This is a genomic window from Staphylococcus sp. HMSC62A08, assembly GCF_001839105.1.
Taxonomy (GTDB): domain Bacteria; phylum Bacillota; class Bacilli; order Staphylococcales; family Staphylococcaceae; genus Staphylococcus; species Staphylococcus caprae.
The window spans coordinates 13,252-33,516 of record NZ_KV840053.1; the positions used below are offsets into that span (position 1 = coordinate 13,252).

A 20,265-nucleotide genomic window follows, 5' to 3' on the forward strand; every position below is an offset into this window, starting at 1 on the left:
ATATTTCTGTCCCACTCCCAATACATTTAAAAGTTTTTATGAAATTTTGCTTCCATTCGATAAATTCTTGAACCCTTTTCAGAAAATTTCTTTTCATACTCAGTAAGAATGTTATCTTCGTCATCTTCATCGTGCAGATTTAAATTCATTTTAGTGAAATACATACCAAACTGAGACATACTTTCTAAACTAAACGCAAAAAGTCCTCTATTATCAGTCTTAAAGTGTATTTCACCATCTTCTTTAAGAATCTGCTTATATAAAGCAAGATATGTATGATATGTCAGACGTCTTTTAGCATGACGTTTTTTAGGCCACGGATCAGAAAAGTTAAGATAAATTCTAGAAACCTCTTCATCTTGAAAGTATTCATTTAACTCTATTGCATCGTTGCAAATCATTTTCAAATTAGTTAACTGAAGTTCTTTAGCTTTATCAAGAACTTTATACATCACACTTTTCTCTCGTTCCATTGACACAAAGTTAATTTCTGGATGTCGGGAAGCTAAAGTAGTTATAAATTGTCCCATGCCAGAACCAATTTCTATATAAATAGGTTGTTCTTTGTCAAACCACTCAGACATGTGACCAGCATGTGTGCCATCCATATCAACGAGATCAGGATGTTCTTTTAAATAGTCTTCTGCCCAAGGTTTGTATCGAACTCTCATCTTAATTTCTCCTTATATAAATAAGTTGCTATTCATCACTTCATTTAAGAATTTTAGCCACAAGTTCATATCCTTATAGCGCTTTTGTTCTTCATACCATTGAACCATACCAATGGATTGAATCACTGTATACCATTTCATACGTTTGTTTAAATTCATACTCTCTTCTACGCCATAGGTTTTGAACCATTTTGACCATTTAGATTGAGGAACGTAGTTATAAAGCAGCATGCCAATATCTATAGCTGGGTCTGCAATCATAGCGCCTTCCCAATCTACTAGATATAACTCATCTCTATCAGATAATAACCAGTTATTGTGGTTGACGTCACCATGTACGACAGTAAAAAAGCGTGAATCTAAATTAGGTATATGGTCCTCTAAATAAGTTAAAGCTTTTCTCACAACATGGTGGGTTAAAACTTCTCTGGAAAGAGAAGCATTTATTTTATTTAACATGATTTCAGGAGTAATGGGTTCCATTTCCATGCGTTTAAGCATAGTAAGTAGTGGTTTAGAACTGTGGATTTTATTAAGTAGTTGTGCTACTCTCGTTTGATCCATTTCATCGGATTTAAGCTCACGACCATTTTTCCAATGTTGCGCAGTGACTACCTCTCCTGTTTCAATACGTTTCGTCCATACAAGTTTTGGTACAATTCCTTCTGCAGATAATGCTGCAATAAAAGGATTAGAATTACGTTTTAAAAATAATTTCTGTCCATCTTGCTCAGCCATATAAGCTTCACCAGAAGCTCCTCCAGCAGAGTCAAGTGTCCACCCTAACTGATAAAACTGCTCCAACACGTTCACCTCACTTTCAATTAGAAAATGGCTCTAGAAATATATTTTTCAAGAGCCATATATTCTAATTTATAGAAAAGCGCATATTCTTTTTGTCTCTTACGCTCAATTGATATTTAGATAACAGTTTTTTAGTTGGCTTGATAATATAAAATTCCCTAAATATTTTAATCAATCAGCCCGTTCTTTATTTATCACTCATAAAAGATTTTATAATTTTTAAGGGTACATTTCAACTAAAAATGAGAAACAAAATGACACATTTTACTAGTTCGTCATCCCTAAAATCATTAAATCGCTTTGCTTTAAATTATAACACATTCTTCTTCCTAAATACTGGAAAAATAAGACAATTATATTAAGATTTTTAAGTTTTTAAAATTTCTAATATTCTTAACTTTAAATACTATGAGATTTGATATATTTGTTAAATCCTTCTTGTAATTGACGTGTTACTTCACCAACTTTTCCATCACCAATATTTTCACCGTCAACTTTGATGACAGGCATAACTTCAGCAGAAGTACTAGAAACGATGACTTCGTCAGCATTTTTCAAGAAATCAACAGTAAATGTTTCTTCTTTAAACGGAATATTATAATCTTCAGCAATCCATTTAATTACACGACGCGTAATACCATTTAAAATAAAATTATTGATAGGATGTGTATAAATCGCACCGTCTTTAATAGCATAAACGTTACTTGAAGCACCTTCTGTAACTGTTTCTCCTCGGTGTTGAATTGCTTCTGTCGCATTATATTTAACAGCAAATTCTTTTGCTAAAACATTTCCTAGTAGATTCAAACTTTTGATGTCACAACGAAGCCAACGAATGTCTTCTGTTGTAACAGTATAAATACCATTTTCTAATTGTTCATATGGTCTGTCGTAGCTCTTAGTAAATGCCATAACTACTGGTTTAACAGGAGGTGTGGGGAATGAATGCTCACGTGGGGCTACGCCTCTTGTAGCTTGAATATATATTCCACCATTTTTAACATTGTTTTCATGTAATAATTGGCGTACTAATTCTATTAACTCATCAACTGAGTATTCCAAATCTAATCCAATTTCATTCGCACTTCTCAAAAATCTTTCAAAGTGTTCCTTTACTGTAAATAATTTGCCTTCATAAGCACGAATGTACTCATAAATCCCATCTCCAAAAACATAGCCCCTATCTTCGTATGATACTTTAGCGTCCTTTTCATCTACAAATTCACCATTAATAAAAACTTTTGTCATCGATTATTCCTCCACACATAAAGAATAGATTGCTTCTAAATAAATACTTGTTGCGTCAATCAATTGTTGTTTAGTCATGTACTCATTTTTTTGATGCATTAAATCTTCTGTATCTTCAAACATTGCACCGAATGCGACCCCTTTGTCGAGATTTCTAGCATATGTACCGCCACCAATAGTATATGGTTCAGTCATATCGCCTGTTTGATTTCTGTATGCTTTAACGAGCTTTTCTACAAATGGATCGTTCTTATCAACGTAATGAGGTTTCTGAACTTTGCCTAATTCAACACTAAAGCCTAGTTCTTTAATTTCATTAGTAAATCTTTCTATAGCTTCTTCGAATTCGAACCCTTCTGGATATCTTAAGTTAATGCCATATCTACCAGCTTGTTCGTTGTCATATTTTATAACCCCAATATTTGTAGTTACATCGCCCATGATATCTGTATGGAATTTCATGCCCATTTTTTCACCAAAATGAGAATTAAACAGATAGCGATTGTTAAATTCCACAAAATCTTTAGCACTTTTATCTAGGTTGAGTGATGATAAAAATTTAAGGAGATATGAACCGGCATTGACACCTAGAGAAGGATCCATACCGTGAACAGCTTTACCTTCAACAGTTAAGATTAATATGCCACTATCAACTGTACTTTCACCTTGAAGTTGATGTTGTTCTATAAAGTATTCAAAGTTTTGAATGACATCTGTCATATTCTCTTTAACTAGAACGCGTGCTTCTGCGTGGTCTGGAACCATATTATATCTTTGACCAGATTCAAAACTAATGAGTTCGTAATCAGGCTCATCAGCATCTTCTGCCATTTTATTTTGAACTAAATCAAAAGTAGTAATACCCTTTTCACCATGAATCGCTGGGAATTCAGCATCAGGTGCAAAACCTAAAGTAGGCATTTCCTCAGTTTGGAAATATCTATCTGTACATTTCCAGTCAGACTCTTCATCTGTCCCAATAATCATATGAATACGTTTCTTCCAATCTACATTCATCTCATTCAGAATCTTAACAGCATAATACGCAGCAATTGTTGGTCCTTTATCATCTAATGCACCTCTTGCAATAATGGCATTATCTGTAACTACTGGATCAAACGGATCTGAATCCCATCCATCTCCAGCTGGCACAACATCGACATGGCATAAAATACCTAAAACATCGTCGCCTTTACCTGCTTCAATTCGTCCGGCAATGTGATCCACATCATGTGTTGAGAAACCATCTCTCTCAGCAATTTGATACATGTAGTCTAGAGCTTTTCTTGGTCCCGGTCCAACTGGTGCTTCATTTGAGGCTTGAGAATCATCTCTAACACTTTCAATAGATAATAAGCCTTTCAGATCATCAATCATTTGATTTTCATATTCTAGAACCTTTTCTTTCCACATTTGAGATCGACTTCCTTTTTTTATATAAGTTAATATCCATTTTACATTATGTTACTGAGAAACTACAGTACGATGTCAGAAAAATTACTTAATTTTTTCTTTTGGTTGATTCTTTTTTACAAAATGAGTGTTCATTTTGGATTTGAATTTAAATTTGAAAGTACAGGTGAGAAATTATTTTATAATCTTTTATGTGGGAAAAATTGCATAAAAAAATGCCACCAGAATTTAATCTGATGACACATGTTGTATAAAACTGCCTTATTTCTTATCTTCTAAAGCATTTTTATTATTTTTTAAATCTTCTTCAGAGACTACTCTAAGATTATTAGAAGTTGTTGCGCCACCTTCGTCGTCAAACTTACCTTCTTCTAAGTCGTCTGCTTTTTTATCATCTAAATCAGTGAATTTAGATTTTTCTTCTTCAAAGAATGCTTTAGGATCGTTTTTAATACGATCTACATAATCTTTTGGATTATTTCTTACTTCTTGAATCGTTTCATTCGCTTTGCTACCGATTTGGTTAGCTAAATCTTTAGCATTCGCTTTGTATGATTCAGGATTTTCTTTATATTTGTTATATTCATTTTTTAGTTTATCGCGACTGTCTTTACGAGTTAAAGCAACTGCTGCAACAGCACCACCGATACCTAATGCAATTCTAAATAAGTTTGTACATTTACCCATAATAAAACACCTTCTCCTTTATTAGTTTTTAAGATTGTTAAAATCTTGTTCATTTAGAAAACGAAATTCACCATCATTTAGAGATTGATCTAATTCTAAATTGGCGATTTTAATACGTTTCAATTCTAATACCTCATTTTCTATACTATGAAACATTCTTTTAACTTGATGATATTTGCCTTCGTAAATCGTAACATATGAAAGATGGTCATTTCCTTTAATAAGCTTTGCGGGTTTAACTTTTCCGTCTGAAAGTTCAACACCTGATTCAAACGCTTCAATATCTGCTTGTTTAATTGGATATTTAGAAACGACTTCATATGTTTTTGAAACATGTTTGTTCGGATTCATTAATTCGTGATTAAATTGACCATCATTTGTTAATAATAATAGACCTTCTGTATCCTTATCTAATCTTCCTACAGGAAAAATCCCCAAATGTGAATATTCAGGGATTAAATCTATGACAGTTTTATGCGAGTCATCTTCTGTGGCTGAAATCACGCCTTTAGGTTTATTTAGCATGATATAGACATTCTCAATGTAAGAAATGGTTGAGCCATTCACTGTAACATGGTCTTCATTAGGATTGATATGCGTTTTAGGTGTTTTAATTTTCTTATCGTTTACTTCGACTGCACCTTTTTTAAGTAATTGTTTAACTTCATTACGCGTACCTACACCCATGTTTGCTAAAAATTTATCTATTCTCATTGTAAAAACGTCACTTTACGTCTAATTTTTCCAGGAATATCTCCTAAAAACTCATCAGCTAATCTATTCTTAATTGTAATACCACCGTAAATGAGTGCGCCCACAACAACACTCACTGCTATGATAATAAGGTAACCAAATCGTGTTGGTTCTAAGAAAAGTTTAAGTATAAAGAATACGATTTCTACACCAATCATCATGATGAAAGAATATAAGAATATTTTTCCAAAATGAATCCAACTATAGCTAAATTTAAACTTAGCGTATTTTTTAAGAATGTAGAAGTTACATGCATTAGCGAATAATAATGCGATTGCCGTACTTAAAACAGCACCAGGCGTGTGTAACATCATAATTAATGGATAGTTTAATGCTAGTTTTATTAAAACTGAACCTAAAATAACATAAACTGTTAATTTTTGTTTATCAATACCTTGAAGCATTGAAGCAGTCACACTAAGTAGTGAAATAAGTATCGCAACTGGCGAATAGTAGAATAATAAACGACTTCCGTCAAAGTTAGGATCATGTCCGTGAACAATTGGATCGTAACCATAGAAAACTGTAAATAAAGGTTGAGCTAAAGCCATGATACCAATGCTTGCAGGAACTGTAATAAACATTAGAACCCCAATAGATGTTCTAATTTGTCTATGCATTTCATCAAGACGCCCTTCTTCGTAAGTCTTAGTAATGTATGGAATTAAGCTCACCGCAAATCCTGCACTTAATGACGTTGGAATCATAACAATTTTATTTGTAGACATATTTAACATATTAAAGAAAGTATCTTGTAATACTGGATTTACGCCTACTAAACTTAATGCACCGTTATGTGTAAATTGATCTACTAAATTGAATAATGGGAAATTCAAGCTGACAATGACGAACGGAATACTATAAGCAATAATTTCTTTATACATAGCGCCATATGATACATCTAAATTAGCAGTATCAGATTCAACCATCTGTTTAATATTTCTTCTACGTTTAATCCAGTAGTACCATAATGTGATGATACCTGCGATAGCACCAATTGCCGCTGCAAATGTAGCGATACCATTTGCTTGTAAAATCGTTCCGTTGAATACATTTAAAGCTAAGTAACTTCCAACTAAAATGAAAATAATACGAGCAATTTGTTCCGTAACTTCAGAAACTGCTGTTGGTCCCATAGACTTGTAACCTTGGAAGATACCTCTCCAAGTTGCTAGTACTGGTATAAATATAACTACCATACTGATAATTCTTATAATCCAAGTGATATCTGCAACAGACCAACCATTTTTCTCATGAGAATTACGTGATAAAGTTAATTCTGCTATGTATGGAGCTAAGAAGTATAAAATAAGAAAGCCTATGATACCTGTAATACTCATTACAATAAAACTAGACTTATAAAACTTTTGGCTCACCTTATAAGCACCTATTGCGTTGTATTTAGCTACATATTTCGAAGCAGCTAAAGGTACGCCGGCTGTTGCTACAGCAATTGCTATATTATAAGGAGCGTAAGCATAAGTAAAAGGAGCCATATTCTCTTGTCCACCTATTAAAGAAGTGAATGGAATAATGAATAAGACACCTAATACTTTAGTAATTAAAATACTCAATGTAATTAAGAAGGTTCCTCGAACCATTTCTTTACTTTCACTCATTACCTATCTTCCAATCTTAAAAATTTATTAAAGTTTATTTGTTTCATGTTGTTTTAAACTGACTTATTATCTTGCATTACTTAAAAATATATCACAAAATAATAGATGTTTGTCTTTTAATTCCTACTTTTTAGACTTTAAAGTCAATAAGTTTTTAAAAAGCTTGTTAATTGTAGAAAAACGTTGCTATTTTCCTTCTTAATATATAGAAGGTTCCAAGTTTTATATTATAATTACATTTTTACACTTTGTCATCTCATACCTTAATTTTATTAGAATATACTGAATCAGTCTTATACAATAGTACTAAGAAGATATGGAGGTAACTCAATGTATCAAACTATAATTATTGGCGGTGGCCCTAGTGGATCAATGGCTGCAGTAGCCGCAAGTGAAGTTAGTGACAATGTGTTGTTAATTGAAAAGAAAAAAGGTTTAGGTCGAAAATTAAAAATTTCAGGTGGCGGTCGTTGTAATGTGACAAATCGCCTCCCCTATGCGGAAATTATTAAAAATATTCCAGGTAATGGTAAATTTCTATACAGCCCTTTTTCTGTCTTTGACAATGAATCAATCATCGACTTTTTTGAAAGTCGTGGTGTTAAGTTAAAAGAAGAAGATCATGGACGCATGTTTCCAGTATCAAATAAAGCTCAAGATGTGGTGGATACGTTAGTCCAACAAATAAAAAATAATCAAGTTAAAGTGATGGAAGAGACCCCAGTAACTAACGTTTCTTATGAGAACGATATTTTTTATGTCAAAACGCAAAATGGTGAATTTAAAAGTCATTCATTAATTATTGCTACTGGCGGTACTTCAGTACCACAAACTGGATCAACAGGCGACGGCTATAAGTTTGCCGAATCGTTGGGTCATTCTATCACAGAGCTTTTCCCCACTGAGGTTCCTATTACATCGAACGAACCTTTTATTAAATCAAAGCAACTCAAAGGTTTGAGCTTAAAAGATGTCGAATTATTAGTATTAAAGAAAAATGGTAAAAAAAGAATTAGTCATCAAATGGATATGATTTTCACACATTTTGGAGTTAGCGGTCCAGCTGCTTTAAGATGTAGCCAATTCGTATATAAAGAACAAAAAAATCAGAAGAAGCAAGATATTAAAATGCAATTAGATGTTTTTCCTGATTTAAATAATGACCAACTCACTCAGAAAGTAAAATCTTTATTAGATGCAGAACCAGATAAATACTTGAAAAATAGCTTACGTGGTCTTATAGAAGAACGATATTTACTATTTATGTTAGAACAATCTCAAATAGATGATGAAACAACTTCGCACCATTTATCTAATCAACAGTTCAACGATTTTATCTCTAATTTAAAAGGATTTACGTTTACTGTTAATGGCACCCAACCTTTAGATAAAGCCTTTGTCACAGGTGGTGGTGTGTCATTAAAAGAAATTCAACCTAAAACGATGATGTCTAAAATTGTACCGGGATTATTTTTATGTGGTGAAGTATTAGATATACATGGTTATACTGGCGGCTACAATATTACGAGCGCTTTAGTAACTGGTCATGTAGCTGGTACGTACGCCGGCTCTTTCACTACAGAATTGAATAACAAATTGAAAAAGAACCTTCTAAGTAACAAGTTTTGTTACCTAGAAGGTTTAATTTTTTTATTGAGATGAGTCTATTTTTTATGCATTTTTATCTTTTTTAGACTTACGTGCTGCTAATAAAGCTAATCCTGAGATAAGCGCTGCTCCTGCTAATGGTGCAGAATCATTTGAATCTCCTGTATCTGGTAATTGATCAACAGTTTCTTGAGTTGTGTTAGTTTCACTATCGCAATTAGAAGTGTCTTTAGAAGGCTCATTTGAAACGTTGAGATCTTCTTTAACTTTGACAGCATTAAGTTTTTCAATCGCTTTTTTAACTATTTCGTCAACTGTTGCATCATGGTTTGCTTCATTGATTTCTTCGTAAGCGTCATCTAATATCTTAGAAACTAAAGCTTTTGCAGCTAATTTAGCTTGTGCACTCGCATTATTATTAGCTTCAATGATTTGGATGATTTCATTCGCTTTTTGTTGAATTCTTTGTTTAGCGGCTAGTTTTTTATGTGCTTTTAAGTCTAATTTGTTTAATTCAATTTTGAAGTTTTTAACGCTATTATCTACATCTTCATTAGTTTCTGCTTCAGCAATTTGTAATTGAATTCGATTTAATAACGCTTTAACTTTACTAGTAAATACTTGTTTTTCTTCTATTGTAGCGTCATTATCTGATTCGATTTCATGAATTTTTTCATCACTAAGTCCTTGTAAATAAGTATTTGCTAATGCTTTTTTACGTGCTGTGATTTCTATCGCATCTAATTTAGCAATACCATCGTTAAGGGATTCGGTAACTTCTGCATTTGTATGAGCATTTTGAATTGAATTATTGATTGATTTAATAACACTCAAAAGTTCATCTAAAGCTTTTTGTTTTTCTTCTTTAGTTGCTTCTTTATTTGTTTCAAACTTACTTTGTTTTCTATCAAAAATAGCTTGAATTTGATTTTTAGCCTGCGGTTTAACAACTGCTAATACTTTAACGGCTTGAATATCTGGTAATGCAAGTTCTTTAGCTTTATCTACTTCTGCATTTGTTTGAGCATTTTGAATTGCTTCATTCGCTTTTGCTAATAATCCATCTAGAGTATTGATAGCTGCGTTCTTTTCTTCTTTAGTTGCATCGTTATTTGAATTAATCGTAGCACGAATTTCATCTGCTTTTTGTTTCAATTCTAACTTAGCTTGAGGTTTTTTACTCACTTCCGGTAAAATCATCGCTATTTCTTCAATACTTTGATTTTTAGCATTTTCTACGGATTCATTTGTAGTTGCATTATCAATTTTTGTAGCAAACTTAGTTGAAGCTTCAACTATTTTATCGATTGTGGCAGCTTTTTCTTCATCCGTTGCTTCAGCGTTATTGTTGATTAAATCTCTTTGGTTATCTAACTTAGCTAAAATTTGTTTTAATGCTTCAGGTTTTACTTTAACTAACGGTGTAACATTTGAAATCTTTTCTTTGATATCATCTTTGATTTCTTGTACTTGTTGATTTTTAGTTGCTACATCGAGTCTATCTTCACCTTGTTTAACATATTGATCTACTAATTGTATAGCCGCTTCTTTTTCTTCTTTAGTCGCTTCACTATTTTGATTTATTTGAGCCTTTTGATTTGTTGCTTGTTGTTGGATTTCTGATAAAGCTGAAGGTTTAGCTTCCACCACTGGACTCACAGCTGAAAGTAAAGTAATAGCTTCAGTTTTTGCAGTTAGAACTTCACTATCCGCTTTAGCATTACGTATTTTATCATTCGCATCATTAACAATAGATGTCACTTTATCCAATGCAACTTGTTTTTCTTCATCTGTTGCATTCGGCGTATTGTTAATTGAACCGTTAACCTCTTCTGCTTTTTTATTTACAGCTTTTCTAGCAGTCGGTTTTTGGATAACGTTGATAACAATACTATTTAGATCATTTAATCCAAATATTTTTTCTTGGGCAACTTGAACATCTCGCGTATCTTTATCAATTGCACCTAATACGGCATTTAATTGATCTTTAACATGACTAATAGCATCATTACGCTCTTCATCAGTAACATCTGGTGTATGTTCAAATGTACGAATAAGTTGATTTGCTAAAGATTTAAGCACATCTCTGGCGTTTGATTTAGTAATTACATCAGGTACAATCGCTTTGATTTGATTTGAAGCATCATTATAAATGTCATCAACTTGTTTATTGTTCTCAGCATGTGCAATTTGCTTTTTAGCATCTAATAAAAGTGCTTCTACTTTATTAATTGCATCTTGCTTTTCATCTTCAGTAGCATCAGGGAAAGCATTTATAATGGCCTCTTGCGCATCAACCACATCATATAATTTAAAGTAGCATTTTTCTTCTTACTAAAATCAGGAGTGTATTGATTAATAGTGTTCAATCCTGAATTTTTAGCTGTATCGACATCAGCATTAGTATTAGCACTATTAATTTGACTGAGTGCTTTTTGTGCTTCATCATTTATAAATTGTTTAGCAGTTTCTTTTTCTTCATCTGTAGCACTAAATGCTTGATTAATTTCATCAATTCTATTTTGTTTTGCTTGGTTTATTTCATCAATTGCTGATTGTTTTTTAGCAACTGCTGGTTTTAAATTAGTGACTTTATTTACACCATCTTGTTGCGCTTGATCTACCTGTGCATTTGTTTGAGCTTGGTCAACTTGATTTTTTGCTTCTTGTACAACTTGATTTAATTGATTTAAAGATTGATGTGTTTCATCTGTTGTTGCATTTGGTATTTGATTTATTTCCTCTTTCTTAGTTTTAGCTACTTTATCAATTTCTGCTTTAGCAGTTGGCTTTTTGACTATTTGAGGATTGATATCTCTAATAGAATTTACGCCTTTATTTTTTTCTACATTAACTTGATTTGTATCTGGCGCATCTAAAATAGCTTGATTAGTATTATTTGTAACTTGATTTAATTGCTGTTGAGCTACATCTTTTTCTTCAGTAGTAGCTTCATTATTATTAGCAATTTCTTGTTGCTTTTTAGCATTTTCTGCATTTACATCAGCTTTAGCATCATCTTTAATCTTAGTAGCAGGCTGGATTTGAGCGATTGTATTAGAATCAGAAGTTACCACGTCTTGAACATCTTGGTTTGTATTTGCATGATTCACTCTATATTTAGCAGTTTCAAGTTCTTGTTTTACTAATTCTTTCGCTGCAATTTTTTCTTCTATAGTTGCATTTGGATTATTATCTATTGCGACATTTTGTTCTTGAGCTTTTTCATTTAAAGCTTTTCTAGCATCTGCTTTCACCGCAGTCACTGGTTGAATTTGTTCAATCTTTTGAGTATTAGAAGCTTTAAGATTATCTACTTCATCATTAGTTTGAGCATTATTAATGTTGGCTTTAGCTTCTTCAAGCGCTGTATTTACTTTAGCTAATGCTTCATTTCTTTCTTCAACTGTAGCTTCAGTGTTTTGATTGATATTCTGGATTTGATTATCTGCAGTAGCTTGTAATTCATCTAAAGCTGAACGTTTCTTTCTTACTTTAGGTACAATAGCTTCTACTTTTGGTTTCGCATCATTGAGTGCTGTTTCTACCTCACTATTATGATATGCGTTATTAATTGCTCCGGTTGCTGAAGCTACTTCATTATTAAGTAATTTTTTCGCTTCATCTTTTTCTTCTTTAGTAGCATCTGGAGTACTTTCAATAACTTGTTTTTGTTTTTCAACGTATTGATTTAATTCATTTTTAGCATTTTGCTTTTTAACAACCTCTGGTTGGACAGCATTAATATTTTGAAGTGCCTGAACTTTAATATTATTGACTTCATCCGTTGTATTAGCTTTAGTTACATTTGCATCTGCTTCTTCTTGGAGACGATCTACTTTATTGTTTGCTTCTTCCATTTCTTCTGCAGTTGCATTTGCAGTTTGATCAATAAGATTATTTTTATCTTTAGCTGCAGTAGAAATTGCTTGAATTGCATTTGTTTTAACAGCTGTTTCTGGTTCAATTTGTGTAATAGTCTCGTTCCCATTATCTCTGGCATCTTGAACTAATTGAGTTGTTGTAGCATTTGTTATATTTTTTATTGCTTCTACTTTTGCTGTATTTACTTTGTTTATAGCTTCTGTTTTTTCTTCAACTGTTGCCTTAGGATTGCCATTAATTATATCAACTTGATTTTTAGCATTTTGTTCTATTTCTTGTTTAGCATTTTGTTTAACAGTTGTTTCTGGAACAATTTTAGATATTTCTGCTACTCCTGCATTTTCTGCTTCTTGAACATCTTCATTCGAATGTGCTTGATTTATATTTTCTAAAGCTGTGTTTTTAACTGCATCTAGTTTAGTTAATGCAGCTTGTTTTTCTTCTGTTGTAGCGTCTTGGTTATTATTAATTAATTCTGTTTGTTCAGATGCTTTCTTATTAATTACATCGTTAGCTGCAGGTTTTTTAACTAATATAGGTTGAACATTTGAAATAGCATTTAACGAGTTATTTTTAGCGTCAGTAACATTTTGATTTGCTAATGCTTCTTGGATATTATTGTTTGCTATAGCTGCTTCTTGATTTAGTTGTTGAAGTGCAGCCTCTTTTTCTTCAGTTGTTGCATTTTGATTGCTATTAATTGCTTCTCTTTGTTTATTAACTGCATTTGTAATCTCTGCTTTGGCATTAGGTTTCATTTGAGGTGTAACTTCAATTTGCTGTAATGATTGTTTAGCCTCTTCTAATTTCTCATCAACTGTTGCATTTGTTTGAGCTCCGTTAATATTATTTCTAGCTTGAGTTAAAGCAGCGTCAATAGTTTGAATAGCAGTATTTTTCTCTTCTGTTGTAGCATCCTTATTATTTCTAATATCAGCTTTTTTACTTTCTGCTTGTGCAGTTAACGTATTGATTGCATCTTGTCTTTTATGAGCTTGAGCATTAATAGCATTAATTTCATTTATAGCTCGATCTTTAACATCATCTACTTGTGCATCTCTTGTACTATTATTAATGTTCTGAATTTCTTCAGCTAGTTTAGTTTCCACTAATTCTTTAGCTTGATTTTTTTCATCATCCGTAGCGTCGTTATTATTTGAAATTAATGTTTTTTGTTCACTTGCTTTTTGAGTAAGTTCATTAATTGCGTTTTGTTTCTTAGCAACTGTTGGATGGATACCATTAATAGTGTTTATGCCCTCGTTTTTAGCTGAATTTACATCGTTTGTTGAATGCGCTTGGTTAATCTTTTGAGTAGCTTCAGCTAATGCTGTGTTAACTTTAGTAATTGCTTCTTGTTTTTCTTCTTCTGTAGCATTAAGAGTTTGATTAATTTGTTCTTTCTGTTCGTCCGCTTTACGTTGTAAATCTTGTTTAGCATTTGTTTTTACAGTTGTAGCAGGTTGTATGTTATTAATTTTGTCTAATCCAGTTGCTTTTACATCGTTGACTTCACTAGTTGTATGTTGTTTTGTTATATTTTCTTTTGCTTCTGTTTTAGCTGCTTTAACTAAATTTTTAGCTTCAGTTTTCTCTTCATCAGTTGCATCATTATTTCCATCAATAATCGTTGCTTGTTGTTGTGCTTTTTGATCTATAGCTGTTTTGGCATCAGATTTAATTGTTGTAGCTGGTTGAATTGCACCAATCTCATTCATCCCTGAATCTTTAGCGTTATCTACTTGGTCATTTGTTTGTGATTCATTAATATTAGTGACGGCTTTATTTTTAGCTGCTACTACAAGTTGTTTGGCATTTGCTTTTTCCTCATCTGTAGCGTCATTATTATTAGTGATTAAACCATTTTGAGAATTAACTTTTTCTTCAACAGCTTTAATAGCTTCCGATTTTTTAACTGGATTTACGTGAATATTTTCTAATTCTTGTAAACCATTTACTTTGTGTTGCTCTACTTGATCATTTTTATTATCTTGGCTTATTTGATTTTTAATTTCTTCTTTTTTAGCAATTAATTGTTGGATTGCTTCATTCTTTTCATCAGTAGTTGCATTAGGTGTTGCATAAATCGCTTGTTTCAATTCTTCAAACTTAGCATCAATTTCTTTGTTAGCTGCTGGCTTTTTAACAACGTTCGGACGAATATTATCAATATTATTGACTGCTTCAGTTTTAGCATTAGTAACTTGTTGATTAGTCTGAGCTTGATCTACTTTACTGTCACCTAATTGTCCAGCTTCAGTAACCTTCACTTTAGCTGCTTCTTTTTCTTCATCCGTTGCGTTAGGTGTAGCGTTAATTGCATTATTTTGATCATTTTTCTTATTTTGGATTGCTTGTTTAGCTTCATCTTTTTGTATTGCATTAGGCTCTACATTATTTAATTGATCAATACCATTAGTTTTAGCTTGATTTACACCTTCATTATTATGCGCATTTTGAATATTCTCTTTAGCTTCAGTCGCTTTTTGGTTAGCTATTTGAACAGCTGCTTCTTTTTCTTCTGTTGTAGCCGTATTATGAGCATTAATTGTTTCAATTTGTTTATTTAAAGCAGTGTCGATGTCATTTTTAGCATTTGTTTTAGTGTTAGTTGAAGGAACTACATTTCCAATACTAGTTGTTCCATTAGTCTTAGCAGTACTTACATCATGACTTGTAGTTGCATTGTCGATAGCATTTAAAGCAGTTTGTTTAGCATCATTCACTCTAGTATTGGCTTCTGCTTTTTCCTCATCTGTAGCGTTATTATTAGCATTAATGGCTGTACTTTGTTCATTTGCTTTTTGATTAATGGCATCTCTGGCAGCTTGTTTTTCAATAGGTTGAGCAGTAATTTGTCCAATTGCTGATAATGCATTAGTTTTAGCATCATTTACTGTTTGTGTAGTATGTTCTGCATTAATTTGTGCTTGTGCTTTTGCTAATTCACTCTTCACTTTTGCAATAGCTGCTTGTTTCTCTTCATTTGTAGCATCATGCGTTGCCTTAATTAATTCTATTTGTTCAGTTGCTTTGTCTTGAATTGCTTTTCTAGCATCTGTTTTAACTGTAGTTGCAGGCGTTATTGCGTTTATTGTACTAATACCATTTGATTTTGCTTCATTAACTAAATCATTAGTATTAGCAATTTGGATATTATTTTTCGCTTCAGTTTGCGCTTCTTCTACTTTACGATTTGCTTCTTCTATTTCTTCATCCGTTGAATCAGTAGCTTTTTGGTTCTTAACTTTTTTATTAGCAGTCTGACTATCTATTTCATTTTTAGCATTTGATTTAACTGTAGTTGCAGGCGTAATGGCGTTGATAGTTTGAGTACCATCATTAACTGCATTATCTACTTGTGCATTAGTAGTCGAATTATCAATATTGGTGTTAATTTTGTTAATCGCTGCGTCTACCAATTTATTTGCTACTTCTTTTTCTTCATTTGTTGCATCATCATTATTCTGAATCGCTTGCTTATGTTGAGTAGCAACGTGATTGATGTCATTTTTAGCTTGTTGTTTCTTTGCTACATTTGTATTTACGTTTTCAAGAGCTTGTATACCATCATTTTGAGCCGCATCAACATTGTCATTCGTTTGCGCTTGGTTGATTTGTTGTAAAGCATTATCTTTAGCTTGAGTTAATTTAGTGATGGCTTCGTTTTTCTCTTCTTGTGTTGCACCTGGTGTGTTATTAATATCAGCTTCTTTTGCATTAAACTTATCATTAATTTGAGCGCGAGCCTGTTGCTTTTTAGTGAATACAGGACGAATACTATTAATATTATTGATTCCAGTATTCTCTGCAACATCTACATCACGATTAGAAGTAGCTTGGTTAATTTGTTTTTCAGCATTTGTCTTAGCGTCAGTAACACTTTGTGTAGCCGTAGCTTTTTCTTCATTTGTACCTTCATTATCAGTATTAATTGCATTAAGTTTTTCAGTAGCTTTTGCTGAAAGAGCTTTCTTAGCTTGAGGTTTCTTCTGAACATTTACAGTTACATTAGTGAGTGCTTGTGTCGCATTATTTTTAGCATTGTCAACATCGTTATTTCCATCGGCATGATTTATTTGTTGAATGCCCTCAGCTAAAGCTTGATCCACTTGATTATTTGCCGCTGATTTCTCTTCATCAGTGGCATCAGGCGTTTGATTAATATTTTGTTTTTTCAGTTCTGCACTTTGATTCAATTCCGAAATCGCTTGTGGCTTTTTCAAAGCTTGAGGGTGGTCTTGATTAATCGTGTTTATACCGTTTTGTTGTGCAGTCTGAACTTCATGATTTGAATGTGACTTATCAATATTACTTAACGCCTCTTGTTTATGCGTATTAACATTAGTGAGCGCTTCTTGTTTTTCTTCTGTCGTCGCATGATTGTTTGAATTAATTTGTTGTTGTTGTGCTAGAGCCTTTGCTTCAATCGCTTGACGTGCATCTTGCTTAATTTTTGCAACTGGATTGATTGCAGTAATTGCATTATCACCATTACTTTGAGCTTGATCTACTTCATCATTTGTATTTGCTCCATTAATGCTTGCTGTCGCAGTCGCCACAGCTTGATCTACTGAATTTTCAGCGGTTGTTTTCTCTTCATTTGTTGCTTCAGTATTTCGTTGAATAACTTGCTTTTGTTGTTGAGCTTTCGCATTGATTTCATCAATGGCATTTTGTCTCTTAATAGGTGTGACAGTTAATTGACCTATTTCACTCACACCATCATTTTTAGCGGAATCAACTTTATCATTTGTATCTGCGTTAGTAATACTTTGTAATGCGCGTTCCTTAGCTTGATTTACATTATCAATAGCAGAATTTTTCTCATCTTGAGTGGCTTGTGCATTATTATTAATTTCATTGACTTTATCTTGTGCTTTTTGATTAATGATCTCTCGCGCTTTGGCTTTCTGTTGAGGTTGAGGTACGTCAGAACTAATTTGATTAATCCCTTCATCTCTTGCTGTATTAACATCAGAATCTGACTGAGCCTCATCAATTTTACTAAGTGCATCAGTTGAATGTTCTTCAACTTTTTGAATTGCGACATTTTTTTCTTCATTCGTATCTTCAGTATTTTGATTGATAAGTGCTTTTTGTTCAGTCACTTTATTATTGACTGCTGTTCGCGCATTAGGCTTAGTTTGAGGCACTGCAATATCATTATTCAAAGTAGCAATCCCTTCATCTACTACACTAGTAACACCTTCATTAGTTAATTGATCATCTATTTTATTTAAATATGTTTGTTTATGTTGATCAATATTTTCCTCTTCTTGCTCTTTTTCATCATCAGTAAGTTCATCATTTTGATTGTTAGTTCTAATCATTTCACGTGCTTTGTCATTGATTTGACGGGCAGCCTCTAATCTATTTATTAGTGTTGTTGACATTTTTTGTGTTAGTGCATCGATCTCTGCTTGAGACTTTCTGTCAGCAACTTCTACACCATCTGCTTCTTCATCAAGAATAGGTTGTGCTTGTTGTTTTAATCTATTATAAGCTTGAACTGAAGCATACGTATAATTCGAAGGAACGACCTCTTGATCAACTTGTAATTGTAGTTGATCTTTGTTCATTACAATATCCACATTATATGGCGTTGAATTAACAGTACTAGTATTTATTTCTCCATTCATTGCTTCTTCAGCATTTGTTTTATAACTAAAATTATCTATAAATTGTACTGTTTTAGGTTTATCTACGTTATTGACTCTAAGTTTATATTGTAATCTTAAAGCCTTTTTAGCAACTAACCTACTGTCATCCACTTTAGCGCCATTTGAATTTAAACCTCTACTTTTAATTGTTACAGTGTTATTGTTTCTATCATAAGTCACATTCATAGGATTGAGGGTTTGACCAGCAACGTTTCCATTTGGCGTACTTACAGTTAATGAATTGTCCACATATTGAATACCTTCCGGTAAATGTAAAGTATAAACGAAGTCATCGTCTTTTAATGAAGCAGATGTATTCCCATCATTTGTAACAGTCGTCGCAACTGTAAATTCAGTATTATTTTTAGCTGTTGCATTGATATTTCTGTTGCTAATATATAAATGTGAACCTGAGTTTATACCAATTGTATCGATGAAGTCATAGTATTTATATCCGTCACTAAGTGTTCTAACACCATTAAGTTTTGTCATCACTTCATTATTAGGTCTAAATTGAACTTTAATATTTCTGACATTATTAGGAACATTAAATAAACGATATAAATATCCACCTTGAATAAGTCGATTTAATAACTCTTGATCTGTATCAGCATCTTTAATAACTAGGTTTGTTCCACCTTGACTATTCTGAGTTGTCATCGTATTAAATTCGAATACTACTTCGGAATTCGGATTGACAGTCATCTCTTTCTCAATCCCTTTGAAATCTCCATGATCATTTGTATTGGAAGCTTTGGCTCTACCAAGTACTAATACGTTACCTTGGGCTTGATAGTTTTTAGGATCACCAGAATCAAATACACTTGTTCTTTCAGCGATTGCATTTATAAATCCAACGCTACCACCATCTATTAAATTAAATCCATCAAGATGATTTACAACTGTAACCTTAGGATTTCGTCTATCTGGACTTGTAGTGATACCTGTGTCATCAAAGGTTAAAATCATTTTAGGGCTGCGACGTCCTGTATTATTCAAATTAGGATCTGTATTTAAACTATCATCATTTAAATTATTCGTAGTTGATGGACTTGAATATAATGGTGTTTCTCTTCTACTTCTTTTCTTAGGAATATCAGACTCTTCAATAACTGCTTTAGCATCTGGTGTGATAGGTTGAGATGTATTTTTAACATCTTTTTTAGATTTGGTTTCAGATTTTGCTTCTATATGATGTTGTGTTGATTTATCAACATGTATGTCATTTTCACTATTTTCATTTGTTGGAAGTGTATTGGCGTCAGACGCATTATTTTCTTTACTGGATTGATTAATTTCATTATTAGCGTTTTGTGATTGTGTTTGTTCTGTATCATTACTTTGAGCTTGTGCATTGTCTTGAGCATTATTTGGTAATTGATTATCAGTAGCTTGATTAACATTGCTTTGATCAATTTCATTATTTGCTTGGGGATTTACATTAGGTTCTTGTGATGGTTGCGCAGTCTCTTCCAATGTAGTGCCTTCTGGATTATTAGACTGAGTCGAATCTAGTTCTGCAGCAGAAGCTTGTCCTGGATGCGCTAAAAAAGTTACAGTAGCAATTAATGCAGAAAAGATACCAATGTTAAATTTTCTTATACTGAATTTCTGTTTTCTAAATAGATTCATTTAATTGTCCTCCTAGATGTTAATTCTTTGTTGTCTGTTAAATGAAAGTAGTCTTTTATCACATGATGTATACTGACTCAATTCAAGTTTGCTCACACTATAATTAAACACAATCTTTTTAAGTCTTTTTAATTTTATCAACTATAATATTCAAAATCTAGTATTGGTAAAAATAATTTTAACCTATTAATAAAATATAATTAAAATTTTGATTTCCGAAGCGATAAATATTGTGGTAATTATTTTCTGCATAAAAAAAGGCTGGGACATAATTAATTGTCT

9 protein-coding genes and 1 pseudogene are annotated in these 20,265 nt (G+C 32.5%); 1 reads left to right on the forward strand and 9 read right to left on the reverse strand.

The window, feature by feature from the left end:
* Positions 1–26 precede the first annotated feature (26 nt).
* The 7 genes from trmB to HMPREF3264_RS11390 form a co-directional block, all read right to left on the reverse strand.
* Positions 27–671, reverse strand: a complete 645-nt coding sequence (trmB, locus tag HMPREF3264_RS11360; RefSeq protein WP_070873380.1) for a tRNA (guanosine(46)-N7)-methyltransferase TrmB — start codon at positions 669–671, stop codon at positions 27–29.
* 12 nt (positions 672–683) lie between these two features.
* Positions 684–1,475: a phosphotransferase family protein gene (locus tag HMPREF3264_RS11365; protein ID WP_037541515.1), complete on the reverse strand. Its 792-nt coding sequence runs from the start codon at positions 1,473–1,475 to the stop codon at positions 684–686.
* Between the two features lie 399 nt (positions 1,476–1,874).
* Positions 1,875–2,723: a D-amino-acid transaminase gene (gene dat / locus HMPREF3264_RS11370; RefSeq protein ID WP_070873381.1), complete on the reverse strand. Its 849-nt coding sequence runs from the start codon at positions 2,721–2,723 to the stop codon at positions 1,875–1,877.
* A gap of 3 nt (positions 2,724–2,726) precedes the next feature.
* Positions 2,727–4,136, reverse strand: coding sequence for a dipeptidase PepV (gene pepV, locus HMPREF3264_RS11375; RefSeq protein ID WP_002443456.1), 1,410 nt, complete (start codon positions 4,134–4,136; stop codon positions 2,727–2,729).
* 261 nt (positions 4,137–4,397) lie between these two features.
* Positions 4,398–4,823: a YtxH domain-containing protein gene (locus HMPREF3264_RS11380; RefSeq protein ID WP_002443458.1), complete on the reverse strand. Its 426-nt coding sequence runs from the start codon at positions 4,821–4,823 to the stop codon at positions 4,398–4,400.
* Positions 4,824–4,844: 21 nt separating this feature from the next.
* Positions 4,845–5,537: a pseudouridine synthase gene (locus tag HMPREF3264_RS11385; protein WP_002443460.1), complete on the reverse strand. Its 693-nt coding sequence runs from the start codon at positions 5,535–5,537 to the stop codon at positions 4,845–4,847.
* Entirely contained in the window at positions 5,534–7,195 is a 1,662-nt protein-coding gene (locus tag HMPREF3264_RS11390; RefSeq protein ID WP_002443461.1) for a putative polysaccharide biosynthesis protein, read from the reverse strand. The genes HMPREF3264_RS11385 and HMPREF3264_RS11390 overlap by 4 nt, the downstream gene beginning before the upstream one ends.
* A gap of 330 nt (positions 7,196–7,525) precedes the next feature.
* Here HMPREF3264_RS11390 and HMPREF3264_RS11395 point away from each other — a divergent pair.
* Positions 7,526–8,770 (forward strand): annotated as a pseudogene (locus HMPREF3264_RS11395) (NAD(P)/FAD-dependent oxidoreductase); the annotation flags it as partial.
* Positions 8,771–8,866: 96 nt separating this feature from the next.
* On the opposite strand, the gene HMPREF3264_RS13020 reads toward HMPREF3264_RS11395, so the two are convergent.
* A complete protein-coding gene (locus HMPREF3264_RS13020) occupies positions 8,867–11,104 on the reverse strand; it encodes a DUF1542 domain-containing protein (protein WP_256323987.1) in 2,238 nt (745 codons plus the stop codon).
* Entirely contained in the window at positions 11,077–19,983 is an 8,907-nt protein-coding gene (locus tag HMPREF3264_RS11400) for a SasC/FmtB family protein (protein ID WP_256323988.1), read from the reverse strand. Before HMPREF3264_RS11400 ends, HMPREF3264_RS13020 begins: the two co-directional genes overlap by 28 nt.
* Between the last annotated feature and the right edge of the window lie 282 nt (positions 19,984–20,265).